This window comes from Celerinatantimonas marina (assembly GCF_046054165.1).
Taxonomy (GTDB): Bacteria; Pseudomonadota; Gammaproteobacteria; order Enterobacterales; family Celerinatantimonadaceae; genus Celerinatantimonas.
Window position 1 is genome coordinate 165,882 of the sequence record NZ_JBFNXK010000006.1, and the last position, 26,855, is coordinate 192,736.

24 protein-coding genes are annotated in these 26,855 nt (G+C 50.9%); 8 read left to right on the top strand and 16 right to left on the bottom strand.

Annotated elements, in window-relative coordinates; genetic code table 11:
• Positions 1-31 precede the first annotated feature (31 nt).
• The 15 genes from ABUE20_RS08660 to ABUE20_RS08730 form a co-directional block, all read right to left on the bottom strand.
• Positions 32-1,063, bottom strand: a complete 1,032-nt coding sequence (locus ABUE20_RS08660; RefSeq protein WP_408619493.1) for a HoxN/HupN/NixA family nickel/cobalt transporter — start codon at positions 1,061-1,063, stop codon at positions 32-34.
• A 25-nt stretch (positions 1,064-1,088) separates the two neighbouring features.
• The gene (gene hypF / locus ABUE20_RS08665; protein WP_408619494.1) at positions 1,089-3,365 is read right to left on the bottom strand and encodes a carbamoyltransferase HypF; all 2,277 of its coding nucleotides are present in this window, start codon (positions 3,363-3,365) and stop codon (positions 1,089-1,091) included.
• An 11-nt stretch (positions 3,366-3,376) separates the two neighbouring features.
• On the bottom strand, positions 3,377-5,542 hold the full coding sequence (fdhF, locus tag ABUE20_RS08670) for a formate dehydrogenase subunit alpha (RefSeq protein ID WP_408619495.1): 2,166 nt from the start codon (positions 5,540-5,542) through the stop codon (positions 3,377-3,379).
• Between the two features lie 21 nt (positions 5,543-5,563).
• Positions 5,564-6,106, bottom strand: coding sequence for an electron transport protein HydN (gene hydN / locus ABUE20_RS08675; RefSeq protein WP_408619496.1), 543 nt, complete (start codon positions 6,104-6,106; stop codon positions 5,564-5,566).
• Between the two features lie 177 nt (positions 6,107-6,283).
• The gene (gene hycI / locus ABUE20_RS08680) at positions 6,284-6,766 is read right to left on the bottom strand and encodes a hydrogenase maturation peptidase HycI (RefSeq protein ID WP_408619497.1); all 483 of its coding nucleotides are present in this window, start codon (positions 6,764-6,766) and stop codon (positions 6,284-6,286) included.
• Positions 6,756-7,163 (bottom strand): formate hydrogenlyase maturation HycH family protein, encoded by a 408-nt coding sequence (locus ABUE20_RS08685; RefSeq protein WP_408619498.1) that lies wholly within the window; start codon positions 7,161-7,163, stop codon positions 6,756-6,758. Before ABUE20_RS08685 ends, hycI begins: the two co-directional genes overlap by 11 nt.
• Entirely contained in the window at positions 7,160-7,933 is a 774-nt protein-coding gene (locus ABUE20_RS08690; protein WP_408619499.1) for an NADH-quinone oxidoreductase subunit B family protein, read from the bottom strand. Before ABUE20_RS08690 ends, ABUE20_RS08685 begins: the two co-directional genes overlap by 4 nt.
• Positions 7,930-8,478 (bottom strand): formate hydrogenlyase complex iron-sulfur subunit, encoded by a 549-nt coding sequence (locus ABUE20_RS08695; RefSeq protein ID WP_408619500.1) that lies wholly within the window; start codon positions 8,476-8,478, stop codon positions 7,930-7,932. Before ABUE20_RS08695 ends, ABUE20_RS08690 begins: the two co-directional genes overlap by 4 nt.
• 19 nt (positions 8,479-8,497) lie before the next feature.
• The gene (locus tag ABUE20_RS08700; RefSeq protein ID WP_408619587.1) at positions 8,498-10,210 is read right to left on the bottom strand and encodes a hydrogenase large subunit; all 1,713 of its coding nucleotides are present in this window, start codon (positions 10,208-10,210) and stop codon (positions 8,498-8,500) included.
• A gap of 10 nt (positions 10,211-10,220) precedes the next feature.
• Positions 10,221-11,843 carry a hydrogenase 4 subunit F gene (locus ABUE20_RS08705; protein ID WP_408619501.1) on the bottom strand — a complete coding sequence of 541 codons (1,623 nt, stop codon included), beginning with the start codon at positions 11,841-11,843 and terminating at the stop codon, positions 10,221-10,223.
• Positions 11,844-11,848: 5 nt separating this feature from the next.
• Positions 11,849-12,499, bottom strand: coding sequence for a hydrogenase 4 membrane subunit (gene hyfE, locus ABUE20_RS08710; protein WP_408619502.1), 651 nt, complete (start codon positions 12,497-12,499; stop codon positions 11,849-11,851).
• 9 nt (positions 12,500-12,508) lie between these two features.
• Positions 12,509-13,948, bottom strand: a complete 1,440-nt coding sequence (locus ABUE20_RS08715) for a hydrogenase 4 subunit D (RefSeq protein WP_408619503.1) — start codon at positions 13,946-13,948, stop codon at positions 12,509-12,511.
• Positions 13,949-13,964: 16 nt separating this feature from the next.
• Positions 13,965-14,912, bottom strand: coding sequence for a respiratory chain complex I subunit 1 family protein (locus tag ABUE20_RS08720; RefSeq protein WP_408619504.1), 948 nt, complete (start codon positions 14,910-14,912; stop codon positions 13,965-13,967).
• Between the two features lie 12 nt (positions 14,913-14,924).
• Positions 14,925-16,946 carry a hydrogenase 4 subunit B gene (gene hyfB / locus ABUE20_RS08725; RefSeq protein ID WP_408619505.1) on the bottom strand — a complete coding sequence of 674 codons (2,022 nt, stop codon included), beginning with the start codon at positions 16,944-16,946 and terminating at the stop codon, positions 14,925-14,927.
• The gene (locus ABUE20_RS08730) at positions 16,943-17,608 is read right to left on the bottom strand and encodes a 4Fe-4S dicluster domain-containing protein (RefSeq protein ID WP_408619506.1); all 666 of its coding nucleotides are present in this window, start codon (positions 17,606-17,608) and stop codon (positions 16,943-16,945) included. The genes hyfB and ABUE20_RS08730 overlap by 4 nt, the downstream gene beginning before the upstream one ends.
• Before the next feature lie 441 nt (positions 17,609-18,049).
• Here ABUE20_RS08730 and hypA point away from each other — a divergent pair, with 441 nt between their 5' ends.
• The 8 genes from hypA to leuA all read left to right on the top strand — a co-directional run bounded on the left by hypA (position 18,050) and on the right by leuA (position 26,091).
• Positions 18,050-18,394, top strand: a complete 345-nt coding sequence (gene hypA, locus ABUE20_RS08735) for a hydrogenase maturation nickel metallochaperone HypA (protein ID WP_408619507.1) — start codon at positions 18,050-18,052, stop codon at positions 18,392-18,394.
• 28 nt (positions 18,395-18,422) lie between these two features.
• Positions 18,423-19,361, top strand: a complete 939-nt coding sequence (hypB, locus tag ABUE20_RS08740) for a hydrogenase nickel incorporation protein HypB (protein WP_408619508.1) — start codon at positions 18,423-18,425, stop codon at positions 19,359-19,361.
• Positions 19,352-19,648 (top strand): HypC/HybG/HupF family hydrogenase formation chaperone, encoded by a 297-nt coding sequence (hypC, locus tag ABUE20_RS08745; RefSeq protein ID WP_408619509.1) that lies wholly within the window; start codon positions 19,352-19,354, stop codon positions 19,646-19,648. Before hypB ends, hypC begins: the two co-directional genes overlap by 10 nt.
• On the top strand, positions 19,635-20,744 hold the full coding sequence (hypD, locus tag ABUE20_RS08750; protein ID WP_408619510.1) for a hydrogenase formation protein HypD: 1,110 nt from the start codon (positions 19,635-19,637) through the stop codon (positions 20,742-20,744). The genes hypC and hypD overlap by 14 nt, the downstream gene beginning before the upstream one ends.
• A gap of 25 nt (positions 20,745-20,769) precedes the next feature.
• On the top strand, positions 20,770-21,786 hold the full coding sequence (gene hypE / locus ABUE20_RS08755; RefSeq protein WP_408619511.1) for a hydrogenase expression/formation protein HypE: 1,017 nt from the start codon (positions 20,770-20,772) through the stop codon (positions 21,784-21,786).
• A 208-nt stretch (positions 21,787-21,994) separates the two neighbouring features.
• The gene (locus ABUE20_RS08760; protein WP_408619512.1) at positions 21,995-24,094 is read left to right on the top strand and encodes a sigma 54-interacting transcriptional regulator; all 2,100 of its coding nucleotides are present in this window, start codon (positions 21,995-21,997) and stop codon (positions 24,092-24,094) included.
• Between the two features lie 10 nt (positions 24,095-24,104).
• Complete coding sequence (locus ABUE20_RS08765; RefSeq protein ID WP_408619513.1) at positions 24,105-24,299, top strand: hypothetical protein; 195 nt, start codon at positions 24,105-24,107, stop codon at positions 24,297-24,299.
• A 103-nt stretch (positions 24,300-24,402) separates the two neighbouring features.
• Entirely contained in the window at positions 24,403-26,091 is a 1,689-nt protein-coding gene (gene leuA / locus ABUE20_RS08770) for a 2-isopropylmalate synthase (RefSeq protein WP_408619514.1), read from the top strand.
• Here the strand turns inward: leuA and ABUE20_RS08775 are convergent.
• The gene (locus ABUE20_RS08775) at positions 26,065-26,817 is read right to left on the bottom strand and encodes an AraC family transcriptional regulator (protein WP_408619516.1); all 753 of its coding nucleotides are present in this window, start codon (positions 26,815-26,817) and stop codon (positions 26,065-26,067) included. The two genes, leuA and ABUE20_RS08775, sit on opposite strands and share 27 nt — an antisense overlap.
• Positions 26,818-26,855 lie beyond the last annotated feature (38 nt).

Genomic DNA, 26,855 nt, shown 5'->3' on the forward strand with positions numbered 1-26,855 from the left:
GAAAAGGTATATCAATAATCAATCAATTCAATCAGCTACGGTCTTCTAAAATGCGATCATAACCTCGCATACGATAATTCACTAACGAGACAAACCAGCAGAGCACCATTAAACCGATCACCACAAATCCGGCATTGCCTAAATTATCATTGAGAGTCTCAACCCAATGCCACAGCAAGCCATGCAGTGACAACTTATCAACCAGCAAGCCGAGCGCTTCCGCGCCACCAATAAATGCCGCGACCACCACCGAAGTGGCGGTAATGGTCAGGTTGTAATAGAGCTTACGAAGCGGCTTTTCAAACGCCCAACCATAAGCTTTGATCATGACAAGGTTATCTAACGAATCGATCAAGGCCATACCACTGGTAAACAGCGCCGGGAACACCATGATCGACCAGATCGACATCCCCTGAGAAGCTCCGGCGGCAGAAATACCCAACACCCCGATTTCGGTGGCGGTATCAAAACCTAAACCGAATAAAAAGCCAACCAAATACATCTGCCAGCTATGAGTAATCAGTTTAAATAATCGATGATAAATCCGGCTCATCAGACCACCAGCTATCATCTCATCCAGCCCGTGATCTTCAACAGTTCCGGTCGCTTTCACCTGATTGAAACGCCGCCACACCGAACAGAGAATATTAAAGTTAATCAGTGCGAGAACCAGTAAGAAAATAGCCGAAACACTGGTTCCTATCACCCCACCGACTTCGTGAAACCAACTGAAACGCTCAGAAAGATGACTGGTTGCCAGTGCGATGGCCAGCGACGCCAGGATCACAATCGTAGAATGACCTAGCGAGAAAAAAGCGCCCACGGCCACTGGCTTTTTATCTTGTTGCATCAGTTTACGCGTCACATTATCGATGGCCGCAATATGGTCGGCATCCACCGCATGCCGCAACCCATAACTCCAGGCGAGCAGCGCTGTTCCAATGAGTGCCGCATGGCCATAAAAAGCATGGAACGCCCATCCCCAGGCCACCAGATTGGCGATAAACAAGCCCCCAAGCATTAAAATGGCCCGCTTCTGAACCGGTGATCCCCAAAACTGCATAGCTTTCTCCTGTGATAAATCAAAGCTAAAGAACCGAACGACTGGCCGCAATCACCGCTTGCCCTAAAGCCAATGCGCCATCACCGGCCGGAAATTGATGTGGAATAAATAACTCAAAACCCGCCAAATGCTCACGAAAACGCTGGCGCATCAGGTCATTATTCATCACCCCACCATTTATCACAATAGAGCTAATATTGAATTTTTCTGCGGCTTTGCGAGCCAATAATGCAAAACCAGCAGCAAGTGCATCATGAAATAGCCAGGCTTTTTGCGCCGGGCGAGCATCACAGCTGAGCCACTGCTGCCAAAATGAGGCTAAATCCAGCTGCCACTGATCGTTATTTTGCTGAAGAGGGATATGCAGCCGCTGAGAGCAAGGTCCGGCCTGCATCGCTAATTGCTCCAGCAACATCGCGGCCTGCCCTTCAAACCCCAATTGTAATGGCGCAATATTCAGCGCTGTCGCGACAGCATCGAACAAGCGTCCGGTCGACGAGGCCAATGGTGATTGGATCCCCTGCTCCATGGCTCGAATCAGGGGTTTCGCGGGCATCGCTGCGATTTGCTGCGACCAAAAGTCCGACCAGCCCGGAACAAAAGCATGCCACTGCGCCAATAAATTGCGCCACGGCTGTTTAGCACACAGATCGCCACCGGGCAACGCCACCGGGGGAAGTCCGCCGACCCGCTGAAAAGTACGACTATCGGCAACCAGACATTCACCGCCCCACAACTGTTGGCCTTCTCCCCATCCCAGCCCATCCAGACACAGGCCGATCACCGGGCGATCCAAAGGCCAGCCGGATTCAGACAACGCGGCCACCACATGGGCATGGTGGTGATAGACTTCGCAAACCGGCATATCCAGTTGACGGGCCAATTGCTGACCGAACTGATGAGAAAAATAACCGGGATGGGCATCCACAACGATCTGTTCAACTTTAAACTGATAAAGACGCTGGTAATGCTGCAACGCCTGTTGCCATTGTTTTTGAATAGAAAGTTGCGCTAAATCCCCATAATGCGTACTCAGCACGACTTCACCTTGCCGAAGCAGGGCAAACGTATTTTTTAGATCGCCTCCCAGCGCCAGCGTATGCCGATGCGACTTCGGCAGCGAGACATTCACCGGCCGAGGCACATATCCCCGACTCCGGCGGATCACAAATGGCGGTTCGGCCAGCCGCCATACCGAATCATCAGCGCGGCTGACAATGTTTCGATTGTGCCCCAGCACGCCGTCCACCACACTGGCGAGCTGCTTAATAATCTGTTGATCGTCCAATGGCGGCGCTCTATGCGATACATTGGCGGAGGTCATCACCAGCGGCCGATCCAGATCATGCGCTAACAAATGTTGTAATGGATGCCCGGGATATAGCACACCGATTTCGTTGAGCCCGGGGGCAATAGAAGGCGCTAGCGGAGAATCAGCACGCAGCGGTGCCAGCACAATCGGGGTTGCGACATCACGCAATAGCTGTTCGGTGGATTCTACATATTCAGGCAGAACAATCTGTTCCAACCAGTGCCGATTCGGCAACATCACCGCCAGTGGCTTATCCGGGCGATGTTTACGCAGCCGCAGTTGCGTCACTGCGTTCTGATCCAAGGCATCGCAAACTAAGTGAAAACCACCCAGCCCTTTGACCGCGATGATCTGTCCCTGTGACAACTGCTTGACCGTCTGTTGCAATGCCGCTTCCCCCCAATACTCGGCATCGGCGGAAAACCAGTGCAACTGCGGGCCACACACCGGACAAGCATTGGGCTGAGCATGAAAACGCCGATCCGCCGGATCATGATATTCATGATCACAGTCCGAACACAGCGCAAAAGAGCCCATTGTCGTCAGCGCTCGCCGATAAGGCATGGCCTCAATCAGGGTAAAACGGGGACCACAATGGGTACAATTAATGAAGGGATAACGATAACGGGAATTATGCGGTGTAAACAGTTCATTCAGGCAGTCAGGACAAGTTGCCGCATCCGGGCTGATCTGAGTCTGCATGCTACTGTTAACATTATCCCGAATAGTAAACTGAGAAGGAGGATCAGGCCAGTCAAACGATTGAACATCAATCTGCTGGATCCGGGCCAACGGTGGTGCTTCTGAGCGCAAAGCCTCAATAAATGATGGCAGCGGGAGATCAGGGCCGATAATGCGAACCAGCACCCCTTCGCCATCATTACAAACATCTCCGACGCATGCAAAACGCTGGGCTAGCCGCCAGACAAAGGGGCGGAAGCCCACCCCTTGAATCGTTCCGCAGATCCGGATCGCAACGGCCTGATCCATAAGGTCAAACCTTATGCGTGAGCTTCTGCACCTTCAACCGCATCCCGCAGCCGCGCTTTCATTTCGCTGTAGATGGTTTCCGCATGATTTTCAGCCCAGTTTTGATCTTCAATCGCTGAGACATTAACCACACAGTATTTGGTTTCTGGTGTTTTAGAAATCGGGTCTAGGTTATCCTGAGTCAGTTCGTTACAAGCTCCGATCCACCACTGATAGGTCATATAAACTGCACCCTGGTTGATACGTTCGTTGTAGTTGGCTCGGGTAATCACTTTACCACGGCGAGAAGCAACCCAAACTAAGTCCTGATCGCCAATCCCCAGTTTTTTCGCATCCGCAGGATTCATTTGAACAAATCCAGGTTCATCTGCCAATGTTGTCAGTGCGGCGCAGTTCCCGGTCATTGACCGGCAAGAGTAGTGGCCGACTTCACGCACTGTACATAAAACCAAAGGATATTCTGCATCCGGTTTTTCAGCAGGTGCCCGCCAAGGCGTTGCAAACAACTGGCCTTTACCAGTAGGCGTTGCAAATTTAAAATCTTTGTACAGATAAGGTGTACCCGGGTCTTCTAAAGTCAAACAAGGCCACTGAACATGTCCCAATTCGCCCATTTTTTCATAAGTGGCGCCGTAGAACAGTGGGCACAATTCACGCAGTTCGTCCCAGATTTCCTGGTTGTTTTCATAGTGCATGGGGTAACCCATTTCAGTGGCGATCAATGAAATGATTTCCCAGTCACGTTTAACGTTGTACATCGGTTCAACAGCTTTTTCGAAGCGTTGGAAACCACGGTCGGCACAGGTAAAGACACCACCATGTTCGCCCCATGAAGTTGCGGGCAGGATCACATCCGCCTGTTCAGCGGTTTTCGTCATGAAGATATCCTGCACAATCAACAAGTCGAGCGCTTCAATCCCTTTACGAACCAAGCTCAAATCAGCTTCAGTTTGCAGCGGATCTTCACCCATGATGTAGTAAGCTTTCACTTTACCTTCCAGAGCCAGATGAGGCACCTGAGTAATATGAACGCCGACTTCTTTATCCATCTGTTCAGGATCGATTCCCCAAGCTTTCGCAAATTTTTCACGAACCGCAGCATCGGTCACTTTCTGATAGCCTGGGAACTGGTTAGGCAATACGCCCATATCACAGCCACCCTGTACGTTATTCTGGCCACGCACAGGAGCCACACCTACACCTTCACGACCCAAGTTACCTGTTAACTGAGCCAGTGTAGCCAAGCCTTTCACAACGTCGGTCCCCTGACCGAACTGAGTCACACCCATCCCCCACATGATAGTGGCTGTTGGTGCAGCGGCATAAGTACGCATCGCTTTACGGATCTGTTCAGCTCGTAGACCGGTGATCTCTTCAACTTTTTCAGGCGCGTAATCTTTAACGATATCCCACAGTTTATCGAAGCCTTCTGTATATTTAGCCACGAAGTCTTTATCGTAGAGATTTTCTTCGATCAATGTGTGGATGAAGGCATTCACCAATGCCATATTCGAACCGTTCCGCAGTGCCAGATGTTGATCGGCAATCCGAGCTGTTTCAATTTTACGAGGATCACACACAATGATTTTCGCGCCGTTTTCACGAGCTTTAATCACGCGGCGCGCCACGATAGGGTGGGAATCGGCACAGTTATAACCGAACACCAACAAACATTTTGAGTTTTCCAAATCTTCAATGGAGTTACTCATCGCGCCATTACCCAAGGTGGCCTGTAGACCTGCTACCGATGGACCATGACACACACGGGCACAACAATCGACGTTGTTAGAACCGATCACCGCACGGGCAAATTTCTGCATCACAAAGTTGGTTTCGTTACCGGTACCCCGTGATGAACCAGTACACATGATAGAGCGAGGACCAAACTCCGCTTTGATTTCGTTTAGGCGTTTAGCAACGAATTTAATCGCTTCATCCCAAGAAACCCCTTCCAAACGCCCGCCTTTTTCACGGCGGATCATCGGCTGAGTCAGACGAGGCGTCAGCAATTTAGTATCGTTCAAAAAATCCCAGCCATAATAGCCTTTCAGGCATAATTCACCCTGGTTAGTCGCCCCGTCAGCACCTTCGGCCCGAACAATTTTACCGTTCTCAACTACCAGTTTTAATTTACAGCCAGCCCCACAATAAGGACAAACAGTCGTTACTTTTTTCATTGTTCTCTACCCTGTAATTCTTTAAAGAAGCGACGCACTGGCATCGAGCGCTGCACGGCGGCGTTTTTCAGCATTCATCGCGGCTAAATCGTTGCGATCGATACATTTGAGTGCTTTAGTCGGACAAACACTCACACAAGCAGGACCTTCACTACGGTCATAACAAAGATCACATTTGTTCGCCTGTGCTTTTTCCACAATCACATTCACAGCAGCACCGGTATCCCGAACCACGGGGAAGGTCACAACTTCCATCGCACCGTAAGGGCAGGCAACCACGCATGTTTTACAACCGATGCAACGTTCCTGAAGAACGTGAATAATGCCGTTTTCACGACGGATGGCACCGTTAGGACAAACGTTGGCACATGGGGCATCTTCACATTGATGGCACTGTGTCGCAGTACTGACATTTTCACCTTTAATCACATGGATCCGAGGGGTGAAATTTTCGGCGGATAGAGACGTAACATCTCCATCCGTGCGGTGAGCTACGGCACAAGCCACCTCACAAGTTCTACAGCCGATACATTTGTTAGCATCAGCCAAAATAAAACGATTCATGAAACACTCCGATATTGTCTTAAGCGAATGAGAGCTGCTTTTTTTTATTTAAGATTCCCATACATAAATTAAGCCAACATTTTTTACCTTGTTTTTCATCAAGTTATATAATAAAAGTGACGATCAGAGCTTTTTCTGATGTCACTTTCATGTCATTTCGTCAAAAGTGTCGACGCTTTATTCAGGAAACTCGACCGGTTGCAGCAGCTCAAATTCATCGACTCGTTTCCCCTGTTGGAACCGTTGATGCAAAGTCTCAGCCGCCTGTTTCACCGCTTCGGTCATCGGATAACAAAAACCGACAATGTCCGGCTGCACCCCAACCAACACAATCTCACCCACCGCATCTTTGAGATCATCGATCAAAAAATTAAGTGGCATCGAATGGGTGCTCATCATCATCATCTCCCCGATCAGATCGGGATCGACGCGGCGAATTTCGCCCGGGTTTAGCCCCATTTCGGTGGCATCGACAATCACCAACTGCGAGGGTTGTAACTCTCGGATCCGGATGGTTTCGGTTTCCGGAGCACTGCCCCCATCCAGCACCAACCACGATTCCACGGGAGACTGGTTGCATAACTCGGCTAACAATGGGCCGACCCCATCATCTCCCATCATCGAATTACCGACACACAGCAAGACCTTGTTAGCTGTCATGTAATCGCCTCACAACTAGATGGATCGCAGGTTCTTCCTGGATCGTATTCAACATTTTCATCAGTTCATGTCGCCACAGCTTCCACTGGGACGGCATCGATTCCGGCAACTGGGCGAGAGCCTGCGCCAACATCACCACATGGGAGCGATCAATCACGATTTCGCCATATTTGGGGATCCCTTCCAGCTTACGCCGGGCTTCGGGGGCCTCGATCAGCGCAATCCACTGCAAATATTCCTCCAGAGGACAACTCATCACCGGCTCAAAGCAATCGACGACGCCCAGATGGTGACCGATCGCCAAACCGTAATACACCAGTTGCTGTGCTTCTGGTTTGGCGTCTTTCTCATCGACAAATTTGCGACTTAAGATAAAGAAGGTAACCGTTTCACTCATGCTCGTTTCTGCGCAGTTAGCTGTTCCAACTGGCCGATAATTTCAGCCAACCTCGGATCATTCTGTTCCACCAAGTAGCGATCAACGGCCTGTTTCGAGTTGGGTTCAACCAACAATTTCAGGTACTGATCGGCAATCTGATAGCCATAGCGATAACCCGCCAGTTCCCGGGCTTTACGTTCAATGGCAACTCGCAACTGAGGCGCAACCAGCGGATGACGCAGCCGCGCCGGTTGCTGATCTTGGGCGGATGGGTCACGGCGTTGAATTTTCTGTTCCAACAACCCTAATGCCATTGCAAACCCATAAAGGGTTGCTTCAGGGGTTGGAGGACAACCCGGAATATAAACATCAACCGGCACAATTTTATCGGTACCGCCCCAAACGCAATACAGATCGTGGAAAATTCCGCCGCTATTCCCGCAAGCGCCATAGGAGACCACAATTTTAGGATCCGGTGCTGATTCGTAAGAGCGAATCGCCGGAACTCGCATCGCCCGGGTCACGGCGCCGGTGTACAGTAAAATATCGGCATGACGAGGCGATGGAACCACTTTGACGCCAAAGCGTTCCGCATCAAAAATCGGGGTAATACTGGCAAAAATTTCAATTTCACAACCGTTACAGCCTCCGCAATCCACACGGTAAACATAAGCCGAACGACCGATTTTATTGAGCAGCGTCTGCTTCATTTTCGCTACAGACTCATCGATGCTAATCGGTACGGGTTGACCATTTGCATCGCGTGGGCCGATCAATGTTTCACTCATGATTGTTGCTCCCGTAACTGACGGCTTAACTGAATACGCTGAGACTGGGTAATATTCTGCTCACGTTTACATGAAGGGCAGGTACATAACTGTTGCTGTAAAGCGACTTCATCCTGATATTGTCCGGCCTGCATCAGCAGCGACTGGGCATATTGCAGCTCTTTTTGCACGGCAAATGGTTTGCCGCACACCACGCAATTCTGGATTGGAAAATCAGAACGCTGGTAAAGATCCTCTTTACTAAAGGCGGCCAGCTGCACCTGTGGCGTTAACTTAATCGCCGCCGTTGGGCACACTTCTTCACAGCGGCCACAAAAAATACACTGTCCTAAAAACAGCGACCATTGCTGCATCCCGGTTTTAAGATTGGTCGTAACCGTCAGCGCATTGGCCGGGCAGGCATTAATACAAGCCGCGCAACCAATACACTGCTCCGGATGATGTTCGGGTTTCCCTCGAAAATTTTTATCCAGATTCGGTGGCACCAACGGATCCTGGCCGGTCACCACCCCGGTTTTGACGGCCTTTTTCAAAAATTTCAACATAACAAGAGGCTCCTTGAGACTACTTCAGTGGTGAGTTGGTGCGTTCGATACCGTAACGTTCCACTTCTTTATAAGACACAGTGGTACTCTTACGTTTGTTCACATCAATAAAGGTGACACGGTCGGTGCATGAGTAACAAGGATCCAGACTCCCGATGATCAATGGCGCATCAGATACGGTGTTTCCTCGCAGCATGTAACGCAGTGTCGGCCAGTTGGCATAAGTGGCTGCCCGGCAACGCCAGCGATACAGTTTCTGGTTATCACCGGTCATACTCCAGTGCACATCATCCCCTCGCGGTGCTTCGGTAAAGCCCAGCGCAAATTTATGGGGCTGATAGGTGAATCCTTCCACGGCCAACGGTCCACCCGGCAGGTTATCCAACCCGTAATCAATCATATTCAGCGAGGTAAAGACTTCGTTGATCCGCACTTTTACCCGTGACAACACATCACAGTTCATTTCACTATGGATTTCCATCGGCAGCAGACCATAACCGACAAATTCATGGTCGAAACGCGCATCACGAGCATGACCGCTGGCCCGAACCATCGGTCCAACGTTACTAAAATCACGAGCGACTTGAGGATCAAGGCGACCAACCCCGACGGTACGCTGTTCAATATTGGGCGTACTCAACAGGACATCCACCAGATCCTGAACTTCTTGACGCATCTCCTGCGCCAGTTTGCGGGTAGCGATCATGTCATCTTTGAGCATATCGCGACGGATCCCACCAATCAGGTTCAGCCCATAGGTTTTACGAGCACCAGTTAAGATTTCAGCCATTTTCATCGATTTTTCACGGACCCGGAAAAATTGCATGAAGCCGGAATCAAATCCGGTAAAGTGGCAAGATAACCCTAAGTTCAACAGGTGACTGTGCAAGCGTTCCACTTCCAGCAAAATGGCCCGAATCATCTGCGCCCGAGCCGGAACTTTAATCCCCAGCGCATTCTCAACTGACGTGGTATACGCGGTACTGTGGGCGAACCCACAAATGCCGCACACCCGATCTGAAAGGAAGGTCACTTCGTTATAACCCATCCGGGTTTCAGCCAGTTTTTCCATGCCACGATGCACATAAAACAGTCGATAATCCGCATCGACAATCTGCTCACCATCGACAAACAAGCGGAAATGTCCCGGTTCATCCGAAGTCACATGCAGTGGGCCAATCGGCACCACCCGATTACTCTCATTACCGAGTTCATTATCAAACGAATAGGTTTCTCGATCCGTGGTCGGTGCCGGACGCTGCCGATAATCCATGCTGTCTTTGCGCAGCGGAAACAGATCGTCCGGCCAGTCATCCGGCAGTACCAAACGCCGTTCATCTGGCAGACCAATCGCCCGCAATCCATACATGTCGTACAGTTCCCGTTCGCCCCAAACCGCAGCCGGGACTTTCGGGGTCACCGATGGAAATTCAGGAACGGTCGGATTCACCAGTGCGCGAACAACCACCCAACATTTTTCACCTTTTTCCATCGATAACACATAGTAAATCGCATAGTGGCCGTTCAGTTTGCGCTCGTCATTACCGAATAAAACTGAGAGCCATCCACCTTGCTGGTAGTAAAGATATTCCACCACATCAGGGAGCGAATTTAGTTTGACCGTCATCGTCAATTGATCATCGGTTTGCCATTCCTGTTCCAGAATCGCGGCTGGAAACTGGTCGTGGACAGCAGCGACATAACAAGCGCCCCGCTGGTCTGAATGAGTCACGGCAGATGGATTAGTCACGATAATGCTCCTGATGAGAAGAAGTTACAGATAAAGATACAGATTGGGTGGTCGCCGGAACGGTCACTTGAGCCGTAGGGAGCCATGATTGCATCGATAATGGCTGTTGCAGGGCCAGACCATCAGATTGAGTCACAACCTCACTGGCACCGACTAACAAACGGCCCACCGAACCCGGAATATGCGTGCCCATGATCACCATCATCACCAATAAAACCGCCATCGGCACCGTGGTTAACCAGCCCAGCTCGCCACGAGCCACATTTTCGGGCGCTTTTCCCAGCACCGACAGTACGATCATCCGCACCAATCCAGCCAGAACCACGGTTAAGAAGGCCAACAAAATTAAGATTAAAATCCAGTGGCCACTGTGGATCCCCGCAGTCACGGTCATCATTTCACTTAAGAACACGTTAAATGGAGGAACCCCACCCAACGCCAGCGCACCACCGGCCAGCAGAGCCCCGGTAAACGGCGTCACCCGCAAAATGCCTTTGACCACAGTCATATCGCGGCTGCCGAATTTCAACAGCACGTTCCCGGAGCCACAGAACAATAAGGTTTTGGCCAGTGAATGGTTGAGGGTATGCAACATCGCCGCAAAGACCCCAATCGGGCCACCCAGACCCAGAGCAAATGCAATCAGACCCATGTTTTCCATACTGGAATAAGCCAGCAGCCGTTTCATATCGCGCTGCACTAAAATTAAGAATGCCGCGACCCCAACGGATAACAACCCAAAGATCATCAGCAGCAGATGCGGGAACTGCGGTCCAATGGCACCACTAATCAACGTGCTATAACGGATGATCACCAGTAAGGCACAGTTCAGCAGCACCGCAGAGAGCAGCGCACTGGTCGGGCTGGCCGCTTCACTATGCGCATCTGGTAACCAGGCATGCATCGGAAACAGACCGGTTTTGGTCCCAAAGCCAATTAAAATGAAGATGAAAGCCAAGTGCATCAACGTGCCATCCAGCAAGTTAGTGTGATGCATAACTTCGGTCCAGAAAATAGCCTGGCTCGGATCGCTCATCACACTGGCGGCATTCGAATACACCAGAATCGTGCCGTACAGACCAAAGGCAACTCCGACGGTACAAATGATGATGTACTTCCAGGCCGCTTCCAGCGAAGAGCGTTTGCCATAAATGCCCACCAGAAAAGCTGAACTTAAGGTGGTAGCTTCAATTGCGGCCCACATCAGGATCAGGTTATTCGTGGTGATCACCAGCAACATGGTGAATAAAAACAGATGGAAAAACCCGTAGTAATTACAGACTCGGGAATCACTGATTTCCCCATGCGCCAATTCATGACGCATATAACCGATAGAGTGCACTCCGGTCAAAACACCGACAATGGCCAGAATGGCTAAAAATAGCGCAGCCAGACTATCCAAATGCAACCACTGATGCGCGGCTAATAACTCACCCTGACTCGACATCCGAGCGATGATTTGCCAACTGGCAATCGCCAGTACCACCATACCAATGATATGGATCAGCGTTGCCACCCGGCTTTTTCCCGTTCCCATAAACCGAACCAGAAACGCCAGAATGGCGGCTACCAATGGGGTAGCCAACAGCAGAATAAATAAATTCAAAGTTGCCATGTTGATTACCCTTTCAAAGAGAGAAGTTGACGAACATCCAAGGTGCCCAACTGACGATAGATGCTGCGCGCCAACACCGACATGATGATGACGGCGAAGATCGAATCGGTCGCAATACCGATTTCAACCAGCTCCGGCGCATTATGTGCCAACAGCGCTAACGTCAGATGTGAGCCGTTTTCCATCAGGCAGTAACCAAATACCTGTTTGAGGATATTGCGCTGGCTGACGATACATAACAGGCCGATGAAGAAATGCCCCATCGAGACCGCCAGTACCGGTTGCAGATCGCCGATCAGTGGCAGTTGCACCGGTTTCACCGCAAAATAGCTCACCAGTACGATGATGACCGCAATCAAGACCAGTGAAGCACTGCCGATCACACCGCGATCTGCCGCCGGATCGGAGAGCTTGCGAAACGCAAATCCCAAAATAAGCGGCACCAGAACCACTTTAGTGATGAACGCACTGATCGCCCAGCTGTATAGCTCATGAGAGCCGAAGTGATGACCCAGAGCCACAAAGGTCAACACCAGTACCAAAGACTGCAACGCATATAGCAGCGTCGCGGTCACCGGCTTCCTGACGATGACCACCAACATCGAGGTGATAATCAGCAAGCCTGCCAAATTATTAACAAGAAGAGATCCAGTCATGTTCTTTCCCTATTTCAGCCAGAGCGAAGCAATCACGCTCGAACAGAGTGACATCACAATCAAAATCACTACCACGATATTCATCGAAGCAGGCACCTTGCTTGCGCCAGCGATCTCGGCCGAAGGTTCACCCGGAACGGTGCGGCCGAACCAGTACAGGAACCAAGCGAAGGTCGCAACCGACTCGATCAGCACAATCACCATCAGCGGTGTCATCCACATATGTTCCCGAGACAGCGCAAAACCAGCGGCAAATAACGGGAATTTACTGAAGAAGCCATTAAATGGAGGCACCCCGGAAATCGCCAGTGCCGCGACACAGAACCCCACCCCCAACAACGGTAGATGACGCATCATCCCCCGCAACTTCGGCAACATTCGGGTACCGCAGCTAAAGCTCAACGCACCGGCGACTAAGAAGAACAAGCTTTTCGCGTACGCATGGTTGAAGATGTAAGCAATCCCGGCATCAAACGCCATATGCGATCCGAAAATCGACAGCGACAATGCCAGAAAGATATAAGACAGCTGGGTAATGGTTGAATAGGCCAACAACCGTTTCATATCTTTTTGAGGCAGATACATCATGAAGCCATAGATCAGGGTAATCATCGCCATGACAATCCCCAGCACCCCGATCGAGTGCGGCACATCCCCGGCCGACATAATGGCGCGGGCAAAGATATACACCCCAACTTTCACCATCGATGCTGCGTGCAAATAAGCACTCACCGGAGTCGGCGCTTCCATCGCATCCGGCAGCCACATATGCAGGGGCAACTGTGCGGATTTACCCCAAGCAGCAAATAAGATCCCGCAGAACACAATCACTTTGCTGGTCGAATCGAGCTGCGCTAAAGCACTGAGTTCAAACGTGCCGGTTTTCGCAAACAACCATGCCGCCGCAAAATACAAACCGACCGAAGCCACATGGGTCACCAGCAAGGCTTTCAGTGCACTACGCAGTGATTTTTCACTCTGGTAATAACCGATTAAGCCCCATGAACAAGCCCCGGTGATCTCGAAGAATAAGAGCTGCCCCAGAATCGTCGACGACAAGGTTAACCCGGCCATCGCCCCGATAAAGATCAGCAAGAAAGCATAGTAACGATTATCCCCTAACTGAGGATGTTCTTTATTCCCCAGCCCCATATAGCCACAAGAATAAAGGCTCACCAACAGCCCTAATGAAACCACGGCAAAGCCAATCAACAAGCTGACCCGATCCATGATGAAGCCAAAAATCTGGGTATGGCCTAGCTGATAAATGGTAAAGACGACATCCGTCTTCCCACTTTCATAATAAGAATAGGCCAGAGAGGCCATGCCCAACGTGGCCAGCAGAGCGAATAAAACGCTCAATCCCTTCGCCCAGCGTTGAGGAAAACATGCGATCAATAGTGCGCCTAAAAACGGCAGCAATAAGGTCGCAAGAGCAATAGTTTCCATAATGGAGGCTGACTCCTTATAAACCAGTCAAATAGAAAACGAACGCCAGCGCAGCAACGCCAAAGCCCAGCCAAGTGGTGCGCCCGGTTAATAAAAACCGTCCCCGAGCGAAACTGTTTTCAACCAGCGCCGCCAAAACAAACACCACCAGCAATTTGACCAGTAGCGCCACGAACCCAATCAAGAGTGCGCCCAGAGAAAAGCTGGCCGCTTTGCCTACCGGAATAAACACCGACAGGAACAACGAAACGACGACCACCTGTTTTAAGCTGATCCCCCATTTCACCATGGCCAACCCCGCACCGGAGTATTCGGTCAACGGACCTTCCTGAAGTTCTTGTTCAGCTTCAGCGACATCAAACGGAAGTTTGCCCATCTCGATAAAGATCACGAAAGCGCAGGCGATCAAAGCCAGCCCGGTCGCCACCGGTTTAGCCCAATGGCCCGATGCTAAAGTCGAGCTGATATTGCCGATATTGGTCGAGTCGGCAATCAGCGCCACCACCAGCAACGATAAGATCAAGGTCGGCTCAACCAACACGCCCAACGTCAGCTCGCGGCTGGCACCGATGCCGGCAAAGGTACTGCCTGAATCGAGCCCAGCTAGCGAAAAGAAGAAGCGATAGACCGCAAACAGATAAATCAGCGTGATAATGTCGCCCCCGGCACCAAACGGAGAGACGTCGGTGAACATCGGTAGTGTCATTGCCACCACCAGCATGGTGCCCATCAAAACCCAAGGCATGATGCGGAAAATCCCGCCACTGCTTTCAGGGGCCAGTTCCTGACGATGAAATAATTTCCACAGATCCCGGTATTCCTGAAGAATGCCCGGTCCCTGACGGGAGTGCATTTTGGCGCGCATCACCCGGGAAATTCCGCTGTATAACGGCGACAAAGCCATCAGCAAAATCGCTTGGATCAGCGCACAAGCACCAAGAGTCAATAAGGATGTTTGAGTCATAATTGAGATTCCTTATGCCATTGTGGCAGCCAGTAGAATGACCAACGCGGCCACGACATACAGGCAATATGCTCGGAAATCACCGAACTGGATCCATTGCACCATGCGACTAAAACGCACCACCGCCCGAACAATCGGCAACACAATGTATTCATCCCACACCGGCTCGACCGCCGCCGCGCCTCGGGTTGACCAGTTCAGACAACGCTGAAGTACCGGGGCTGGATCCAACGTCTGACGCATCTGATACAACGGTTTGAACATCACCCGCAGCGGCTGAGTAAAGCTCCCGGCCGACATAGCCATCGGAGCTTCATATCCATAGCCACAAGCCCAAGGTTCTGTTTTACGTTGAAAACGCAGCCGATTTGATTTCAGGGCGCCATACACGAGCAATGGCAAAATAGGCAGTGCCAACAATAAGATGAAAATCAGTGGTGTGTTTAAACGAGTCTGCGCCATGGATCCGGGGAAGACTTCGGCACTCTGACTGACCACCGGAGCCACCGTATGGGTTAACGAGGCTGCGATTTGATTCATCACGGGTGCAATCCAACTGGCCCCTAAACCTAAGATCACGCAGCAGATAGCCAGCAGCCCCATCGCGATAGTCATCGAAGCCGGGACTTCACGGGCATTCGCAGCGGCTTCGCTGCGCGGTGCGCCGCAAAAACTCACGCCATAGACTTTCACAAAACACATTGCGGCCAGCGCACCGGTAATCGCCAACATCACAATTCCGATAGGGCCGGCGATTTGCAGGAAGAAATTACCGTCATGACTTAACGTAAATAAGGATTGGTAAGTGAACCATTCGCTGACAAAACCGTTCAGCGGTGGCAGGGCCGAAATTGCCATACATCCAATCAGGAAAGCCAGCGCAGTTCGAGGCATTAATTTGGCCAATCCACCCATTTTTTCCATATCTTTAGTGCCCAGCCGGTAAATCACCGAACCAGCCCCTAAGAACAACAACCCTTTAAACACGGCATGGTTGATCAAATGGTACAATCCGCCCAGCAGCCCCAGCGCTGCCAGCAGCGGATGGTGCGTCGCGATACCGATCATCCCGACACCGACACCCATTAAAATAATGCCGATATTTTCAACGGTGTGATAAGCCAGCAGCCGTTTGATATCGTGTTCAGCCAGCGCATACAGCACCCCCAGTACCGATGAAACGGCACCAAAGGCCAACACCACAACTCCCCACCAAACTTCACTAGCACCTAACAAATCGATACCGACTTTAATGATCCCGAAGACCCCAATCTTCACCATCACCCCAGACATCAGAGCCGATGCATGAGAAGGCGCCGCCGGGTGAGCACGAGGAAGCCAGCCATGTAATGGCAACATCCCCGCTTTGGCCCCGAAGCCAAAAAAAGCCAGCAAGAACACTGCAGAAGCCTGTGGCGTAGACAGCTGAGCATTGCGAAAATCGGCAAAATCAAGGCTGGTACTATGGCGATACAACAGGAAGAAAGCGATCATAATCAGCACGGAACCAGCATGGGCAATAAAGAAATACAACAGCCCGGCATTCACCGCTTCTTTATTCTGTTCGGAAATGACCAAGAAGTAAGAGGTCAACGACATCGCTTCAAACAGCACGATAAAGTAGAACGCATTATCGACCACGACCAGAGCAATCATCGACGCGATAAACAGATTCATAAAGAATCCCATCGCCCAAGCGCCTTTCCCCCGATATTCCTGAAGATAAGAAAGCGAATAAATCGAGCTGACGACGACCAACAGTGAAATCACCAGCACCATAAAGGCCGCCAGCATATCCAGACGAATCGTTAAATGCGCGAAATCAGAAAAAGGCCCGGCAAACGTTGCGGTCAGAGCGGTATTGTGAGCCAGCACTTGTACAGCCGCAACCAGACCGAAACATCCACCGATGGCGGATAACCAGCCACTGAGCTGAATCGCGATAGTTTCACGACGCGCGAAACAAAGGCTAAGGAGTGCTCCAACCATATATAATGTAAGCGACCACTCTAACCATGATAGTGGAGTCATCATAGATCTTGCTCCCGTTTCGAAGGGCGAGGCGATTTAGAAAGAGAGACACCGGTCGAATCGCTTCGATGCAAAGGCTCACCAAAAGGATGCCAGTCATCAGGCATCGGTAATGCCGACTGACGACGTTTACGTTGATTCGACTGTGTGATCGCTTCGTCGCTCACTTCAATAATGGCGCCAGTCGGACAGGTCTCAATACAAGCCGGACCTTCTTCACGGAAACTACACAAGTCACATTTCACGGCAACCGCACGCACGCCAGCCACCCAGTCCAACAACGGGCTCACTGGCCGTGGTGCTCTCGGAGCCCGGGGAGCTAACCGGGTATTCACATCAGCAGGCGCATCAAGTGGTTTAGAACCACTCATGGTGATCGCGCCAAAAGGACAAGCAATGGCACATAACTTACAGCTCACACACAGGCTTTCATTCAGCACAATTGCTCCATCCTTGTGACTGATGGCACCGACCGGACAGACCGTGGCACACGGTGCATCTTCACACTGATGGCACATTTGCGGCGCTGATTCGTTCGCACTGCGCATCACAACCAGTCGGGGCTCACTTTGTAAGCCCTGCTGTTGATGCGTTTGCGAACACGCCGCCATGCAAGTGTTGCAGCCGATGCATAAGCTGGGATCGGCAATGACAAAACGGTTCATACTCTCTCTCTAAGCACATCCTCATCTTAAAATTCCGGTTCGTCACTTTTGACGAAATCGCCTAGCGTAGACACTTTTGTCGACACCTCGAACCAACCGTAAATAATGTAAGATGATTTCCCTAATCGCGGGGGATTACGCCGTTTCTACAGGACAATCGTTCAGAAAAAACGCCTGTAAACAACGTGCACCCTTTCATCGTTTGAAGGGCCAATACGAGTTCGAATCGGCCAAGCAGCCATTTAAGAGCATTTTTCGCACCAACGTCACAAAATTTATTTTTATAGTTTAAAATCAATATGTTATATGTTTAAAAATTCATTTTAAGAACATCTTTTAACCCCGTCCGTCGACAGTCGCTTTATTCTTTTTAAAGCAATGCCAACCGCTGGCATTGCTTTTGCTATGGATCCACTCAGCACCTTTATCATGGCATTTAGCATGCACGAAATTACCTTATGTCAGAGAACACTTGAAACCATTGCAGCAACCGCCGAAGCCAATGGTGCACGGCAGGTTACGGACGTCTGGGTCCGGGTCGGCGCATTTTCCTGCGTTGAACCTTCAGCCATGGAGTTTTGTTTTGAACTGGTCTGCCGCGAAACCATCGCTGAAGGGTGTAAACTACATCTGGAAGTTCAGTCTGCGGAATGCTTTTGCCATCACTGCCATCAGTCAATCCAGCTACTATCCAGTAAAGTCAAAGTCTGCCCCAACTGTGGCAGCCACGATCTCAAGATCGATGCCGACGACGGACTCACCATCCAGCGGATTGAAGTGATTTAAATCAGACGAAATGTCTTAAGGAATAACTATGTGTAGTACTTGTGGTTGCAGCGAAGGCGATGTCACTATCACCCCCACTCATGAATCGAATCATGATCATGACCACACTCATGATCACCAGCATCCTCATGCCGAACATGAACATGAGCACGCTCATTCGCACAATCATCACCACGACGAACAAGCGGCCTCCACAATTATCGTTCATCATCATTATTACCATCAGGGCGATGTGCATCACCATATTCACTATCATGTGGAAGGCAATATTCATGACCAGCCGGAGAGACTCACCACGCAACCCGCTCAGCCGGTAAAACGCAGCATCTCCATTGAAGAAGACGTGCTGGCCAAAAACAATCATATTGCCGCGCATAACCGAGAACATTTTGCAGCGCTTGATCTGGCTGTACTCAATTTTGTATCTAGCCCAGGTTCGGGTAAAACCACCCTGCTTTGCGAAACACTGAAACGATTTTTACCCTTGCATCCCTGCGCGGTCATTGAAGGTGATCAGCAGACGCAAAACGATGCCAACCGTATCGATAAAACCGGAGCACAGGCGATTCAAATCAATACCGGCAAAGGCTGCCATCTGGATGCGCAGATGGTTCACGATGCCCTGCATCAGCTGGAAACGCCCGAACACAGCTACTTGTTTATTGAAAACGTCGGTAATCTGGTCTGCCCGGCTAGTTTTGATCTAGGTGAAAAACATAAAGTAGCCGTTTTGTCGGTCACCGAAGGGGAAGACAAACCGCTGAAATATCCGCATATGTTTGCTGCCGCCTCACTACTGCTGATCAATAAAATCGACTTGCTCGAATACGTCGATTTTGATCTGGCGCGCTGCATGCAATACGCCCATCAGGTGAATCCGGAACTGACCATTATTCCGGTTAGTGCCACCACTGGGGCCGGGATGGATGAATGGCTCACCTGGCTGGAAGCTCAATTATGTGCATAGGAACTCCGGCTCAAATTATCGCCATTGACGATCCAAGCAACCAACTGGCCAAAGCCCAGATCGGGGGCGTTACCCGTGAGATCGACTTAAGCCTTGTCGGTGCACTCGATGAACAAGGGCAGCCCCGCATCGGCCAGTGGGTTCTGGTGCATGTCGGTTTTGCCATGAGTTTAATTGACGCCGACGAAGCCGCTCGAACCCTACAAGCGCTCACCGAAATGGGCGAAGTCGAACCCGATGTCGTCGCATTTTTGCAAGCCGGGGGAGGTTCCCGTGAAGTTTGTTGATGAATTTCGCCAACAACAACCGGTTCAGGAACTGATTAGCGCCATCCACCACGACATGGCGGGTAGCCAATTTACCGCGCAAAAACCACTGCAGATCATGGAGGTCTGCGGCGGACACACCCATGCCATTTTCCGGTTTGGTCTGGATAAACTGCTGCCGGAAAGCATCGATTTCATTCACGGGCCGGGTTGTCCAGTCTGTGTACTCCCGACCGGCCGTATCGACAGCTGTATCGAGATCGCCAAGCATCCCGAAGTTATTTTCTTAACCTTTGGTGATGCGATGCGAGTTCCCGGTTCGCACGGTTCGTTTCTGGATGCCCGCCGGGAAGGAGCCGACATCCGTATGATCTACTCCCCATTGGATGCCCTGAAGATTGCTCAAGAAAACCCGGATCGTAAAGTCGTCTTTTTTGCATTAGGCTTCGAAACCACCATGCCCGCCAGTGCCATGCTGTTTATTCGCGCCAAAGCGATGCAACTTTCCAATCTCTATGGCTTCTGCCAGCATATCGTTGTCGTACCCACGTTAGATGAGCTGCTACGAGCCCCGGATAACCAAATTGATGCTCTGCTCGGACCGGGCCATGTCAGCATGGTAATCGGCACCCAACCTTATGAAGCCCTCTGCCAACAATACCACCGGCCGTTGGTCGTCAGCGGTTTCGAACCGGTCGATATGCTGCAAAGCGTCCTGATGATTGTCCGCCAGATCAAACAAGGGCAAGCTAAAGTTGAAAACCAATATGCCCGGGTCGTGCGCGATGCTGGAAATCCGCAGGCGCAGGCCGTGATTCAGGAAGTCTTCACACTGCGTGAGCGCAGCGAATGGCGGGGGCTGGGCGAAATCGCCTACTCCGGGATGCAGTTTAGCGAGGCTTTCGCCGAATTTGATGCCGAACGCCATTTTAAGCCTCATAATTATCACCCGCAGGAACGCCCGCAGGCCCGCTGCAGTGATGTTTTAATCGGCCGTTGCAAACCGCAACATTGTCCATTATTTGGCCGTGAATGTACGCCTCAAGCTCCCGTCGGAGCGTTAATGGTTTCATCTGAAGGGGCTTGTGCCGCCTGTTATCAATATCGTCGGGTCTAAGATCAGCTGACTCTAAGGAATTTAAATGGCTTCTAAAATCATTACTCTGGCTCACGGCAGCGGCGGGCAGGCTATGCAGGATCTCATCCAGCAACTAATGGTGCGTTATTTTAATAATGCCTATTTGGCTCAAGCCGAAGATCAGGCCCGGATCCCGTTAGCACAATTCACCGCCGCGGGTCACACCTTAGCCATGACCACCGATAGTTTTGTGATCGACCCCATTGAATTTCCAGGGGGAAACATCGGGAAGTTAGCGATTTGCGGCACCGCCAATGATTTGGCCGTCGGGGGAGCTAAGCCCCGGTTTCTGACCTGTAGTCTGATTCTGGAAGAAGGACTACCTTTCGACACGTTGGAGCGGATCATCCAGAGCATGGCCGACACGGCCAATGCCGCCGGGATCCAGATCGTCACCGGCGATACCAAAGTGGTCGGTCGCGGCAGTGCTGATAAAATCTTTATCAATACTGCGGGTGTAGCCACGATTGACGCTCGCAGCGACTGGGGGATGCATCACATCCAAATCGGCGATCAGATCATCGTCACCGGAACCCTCGGCGATCATGGTGCAGCCATTCTCAATGCCCGGGAACAACTGGGATTAGAATCCGATCTGCAAAGCGATTGCGCCGTACTTTGGCCACTGGTCGAACCACTGCTCAACATCGAAGGGATCCGCTGTCTGCGCGATGCCACCCGAGGCGGCGTCAATGCAGTAATGCATGAGTATGCGCATGCCAGCGGCTATGGCATGCAGCTGTTTGAACACCAGCTCCCACTTTCAGAACCCGTTCGGGGCATGTGTGAATTATTGGGCTTGGATCCGCTGAATTTAGCCAACGAAGGCAAACTCATCATCGTCACCTCCGCCCAAAGTAGTGAAGTGGTCCTTAACGCGCTGCATGGAACGCCTCTGGGACAACAGGCTGCCATCATTGGCCAGGTGACAGAACGTACCGGCGTCACATTAACCGGTGAATACGGGATCGAGCGAGAACTCACCTTGCCACATTTTGAACAATTACCTCGTATTTGTTGATCCAGTCGCAAGTCAATAAAATTTATTATCCTTACAATTTAAAATAATTCGTGGCCTCACGGACACATGGATGTGTTGCGCAGCCACCGGGATATATTGACTCGTGCTTGATTAAAATTTGAAAATCTAAAATCAGCCGAGATCAACAGCCCCTAAAAACAGGTTCGATCGTCTGATGTTTTGTTAATCATTCAGCTAAGAGATTATTATGCCAAACCGATTTCAGCATCTCAGTGAGCAACGCAGCTGCCTGACGCTCACCCATCAACTGCTCGATCAGCCAAGTATTGAAGGTGTCTTAGCCTGCTTAAATCAACACGCTCAGACGCTGGAGATGCCCTATCGGATCTTACTGGTTCTGCATCGTCCTAATGGGGAATTATGCTGTTATCGCCAGAGTGACGACGAAACGTGTCGCATTGAAAAAAATCAGGAACTGCTCGAAAATGGTCCGTTCCGCCTGATTCAAACCACCCAGAGTCCGCTGACACTGACCCAAAGTGATTTTAAACGCCGTTATCAGCAATTATCGGAACGGCTGAGTGCCCCTTTTTCTCACTATATCGGGTTACCCATTCTCAACCACCAGCGACTGTTGGGTATTTGTGAAGTGCTGCGTCACGATAACGCGCCTTTCTCAGCGGATGAAACCGCCTATCTGGAACTCATCTGTGAATCACTCGGGATCGCACTGGAACATTTGCAAGCCCGAACCGCACTGCGGTATGAGCAGGACCAACTCTGTGAAGAGCGCGATGATTTTCATGTGCTGGTCAATGTCACCAATGCGGTACTGGCCCAGCTGGATTTAGAAGATGTGATCGATCGAATCGCTCAGGAGATCCACCGTTATTTCAGCATTAGCGCCGTCAGTATCGTGCTCCCTGATAAAAACGACGATTACCTGAATCTGTATCATCGTAACTTTGCCAAAGGAACATCCAATAAAATCACCCATCAGCACATTCTGGCCCGCCAAAGTCTCTGCAGTCGGGTGCTTCAAAGCGGAAAATGCGAACAGATCGAACTAGCAGCCCATGATCCGATGGCCAAAGGAGAAGCGCTCATTTTTGGCCAGTGGCCTCAGGAAACGCACACGATTCATCTGCTCCCCCTCACCTTTGCCGGGAAAGTCCGGGGCGTTCTGAAACTAGCTCAGGCTGAAAATGACAGTTTTAGCAGCGGCCACCAGCACCTTCTGGAACAGATTGCCGAACGTACCGCTATCGCGGTCGATAATGCCCGGGCGTATCATGAAATAAACCGGCTCAAAGATAACCTGATGCATGAGAACCGTTATCTCAGCCAGCAGGTACAAACGCTCAGTCATAGCCAGTTTGATGAAATTATCGGTCGCAGCGCATCGATTACCGATGTGCTCCAGCAGATCGAAATCGTCGCCAATACCAACTGTAGCGTCCTGTTACTGGGCGAAACCGGCACCGGGAAAGAACTGTTCGCCCGCGCCATTCACCGTTTGAGTCCTCGCTCTAACAAGCAAATGATCAAAATGAACTGTGCGGCTATGCCCGCCGGGCTCCTCGAAAGTGATCTGTTCGGCCATGAAAAAGGCGCTTTTACCGGTGCCTCCAAAGATCGAGAAGGCCGCTTTGAACTAGCCCATAAAAGCAGTTTGTTTCTGGATGAAGTCGGCGACATGCCGCTGGAATTACAGCCCAAATTATTGCGTGTACTTCAGGAACAGGAATTTGAGCGGGTCGGGGGCAGCAAACTCATTAAAGTCGATGTCCGGCTCATCGCCGCCACCAACCGCGATCTGAAGCAAATGGTTGAGGATAAAGAGTTCCGTAGCGATCTGTTTTACCGGCTGAATGTCTTCCCGATCCGCTTGCCGCCACTACGCGAGCGCGTGGAAGATATCCCGAGTCTGGTCAAATTTTTCGTATTCCGAGCCTGCCAGCAACTGGGGCGTTCTATCGATAGTATTCCAGCCTCGGTGATCCAATCGCTACAAACGATGCCGTGGCCCGGGAACGTTCGGGAGTTACAAAACGTCATCGAACGAGCTGTATTACTTTCTCGGGATGGCGTACTACAGTTACCTCCCGAACTCGGTGGACACACCTTTATCCCGGCTCAGGAACCTATTTTAGATCTCAAACCTCATCATGATTCAGCCGATGAGTATCAGCGCATTGTGCAGGTGCTACAAGAAACCAACGGTATTGTCGCCGGACCCAGAGGCGCTGCGCAAAAATTAGGACTGAAACGCACCACATTGTTATCGCGCATGAAACGACTCGGTATCGATAAAAACGCGGTATTAATGAATATTGATGAAGCGTAGATGCTCTATCATGTTTAACGCCGCACTCGCCTGCGGCTTGCCCCCCTTCATTCTAAGTTGCTATCTGGCCATTGTTGCAACATCGGCCGATGCCGTCGTCAAAGGTGATCCAGCCATTCAGGCGATGGCGCCGCAATACCCCAATCATGACTCGCAGCCCGCCGGAACACTTCGAGCCAGTGTTCCGGCTGTTTTAGCCTCTTAAACACCTGCGTTGTCTGTTTCGCGATAGGGATTGTCCAAGGCGAAGAAGATCCACCACCCGAGTGGGTTTTACACTGGATCAAACTCAAACAACAAGGTGTGACATGATCGCCCATCCCGAAACCAAATATAAACCGGCGGATATCATTGCCAATCCGGATCGCCGTTGGCCTGATAACCGATTAACCCAAGCGCCACGCTGGTGTTCAACCGATCTACGCGATGGGAATCAGGCTTTGGCCGCCCCCATGGACCATCAGCGAAAGCTCGCTTATTTTGAGCATCTGGTGCAATGCGGATTTAAAGAAATTGAGGTCGCTTTTCCATCAGCATCAGACACCGAATATCAGTTTATTCGTCAGTTGATTGAAGAACAGCGAGTGCCGGAGGATGTCTGGTTACAAGTGATCACCCAGTCGCGTGCTGAATTGATCGATAAAACCGTCGCGTCACTGCAGGGGGCGAAGAAAGCGATTGTGCATATTTATAATGCAACGGCTCCGCGCTTTCGTGAGATCGTCTTTCATAAATCAAAATCGGAAATTATCGAAATGGCCGTGGCCGCCGTGCGTCAGGTGAAAACATTAACCGAGCAGCAACCCGCAACGCAGTGGTGTCTGCAATACTCCCCCGAAACCTTCTGCTTTACCGAACTCGATTTCGTGGTTGAATTATGTCGGGAGGTGAAGTCGGTGTGGCAACCCACTGAGCAAAGCCCCCTGATCTTCAATCTGCCCACCACGGTTGAAGTCAATACACCCAATGTGTTTGCCGATCAGATAGAGCAATTCTGTCAACAGATGGACGATTTAGCGCATACGACGATTAGTGTGCACCCTCACAATGATCGCGGCACCGGTGTCGCTTCTGCGGAACTGGCGTTACTGGCTGGCGCTGATCGCGTGGAAGGCTGCCTGTTCGGTAATGGTGAACGTACCGGGAACGTCGATTTGGTCACATTAGCACTCAATCTTTATACCCAAGGGGTCACCCCGAATCTGGATTTTTCAGATATCAGGCAAACCGTCAAAATTGCGGAACACTGTAATCAGTTGCCGGTCCATCCGCGTCATCCCTATGCCGGTGAACTGGTGTTTACAGCGTTCTCCGGTTCTCATCAGGATGCGATTAAAAAAGGCTTTGCTCACCAATCTCAACAAGAGTTCTGGGATATTCCTTATTTGCCGCTTGATCCAAAAGATGTCGGCTGCAGTTATGAAGAAGTGATTCGGGTGAACAATCAGTCCGGTAAAAGTGGTGCGGCTTGGTTACTCGAACAGAATCACGGACTCAGTTTACCCCGCGCGTTACAGATCGATTTTAGTCAAAAAGTCAAAGCGCATACCGACCAATCCGGGAAAGAAGTCGCTCTGGCCGAATTGTGGAGCCTGTTTCGGCGAGAATATGGCATCACGGAACATCCCCAAATAGCGTTGCAAAGCTATGAAAGTTCAGCACACGAAAAAGGCCAACAACTGGATGTCTGTTTTACCATCGCAGCAGAACAATATCAGGCTCAAGGACAGGGCAACGGTTTGCTGAGTGCATTAATGAACGCACTGAGATCAGCTCTTGCGCTGCATATGAACATCCGAACCTATTCGGAACATACGCTGGGTCAGGCCACAGAGAGCAAAGCCGTCGCTTATGTTGAAGTTGAAACAGCTCGCGGCCAGCATTTCTTTGGGGTGTCAATTCATGCAGATACCAGCCGGGCTTCGTTACAAGCGACCCTCAACGCCGTAGCGAACGCACTTGGAGCGGATCTAGGGAATATATTCAGTCGGCGCTAAACCAATACGGCGTTTGAACATCGCCGTAAAGGCTGATGGACTGTCATACCCCACCGCCAGCGCCGTCTGGATAACGCTGTATCCCTGCGCCAGTAGCTCCATGCTTTTTAGCAGACGGCTACGGCGCAACCACTCCCCAAAACCCAACCCGGTTTCATGATGAAATTTACGTGATACGGTGCGTTCGGAAACCTGCAACAAAGCCGCCGCGTCAGACACAGACCAGGGATGTTCAATGCGGTCTTGCACTCGCTGGCAGAATTGCGCCAGATCGCTCGAATACGGCAACGGAACATTAAAATCGACCAGATGAATCGTGCGTAATTCATCGAGAACCAGCTCCAATAACCGTTCATCTCGCGTACCGGGTAAGATGGGTGGCTCAATGTCTGTGGCGCTGATAATTAATTCTCGTAACAACGACGAAACCTGAAAAATACCGCAGACATCAGGTAAATCCGCCCGGGCCAATGGGTCAAAAAACAAGGTTTTGACATCCACAGAACCGACGGCCAACAGCCGGTGAGGAATCCCGGTCGGGATCCATAAGCCACGATGAGGAGGAATGACCCAACATTGCTGCTCAATATAAACCCGCAGCACCCCACTGGTGATGTGCAGTAATTGCGAGACCCGGTGCTGGTGCAACGGTTCTTCAAAACCGTGTTGGTAATGATGGCTCAGAGCTACGATGGATTGGTTGAATGTCTGGTCCTGAAAATGCACGGCGTCATCCTAAATCGAGCGAACGGTCCCAAGAGAAA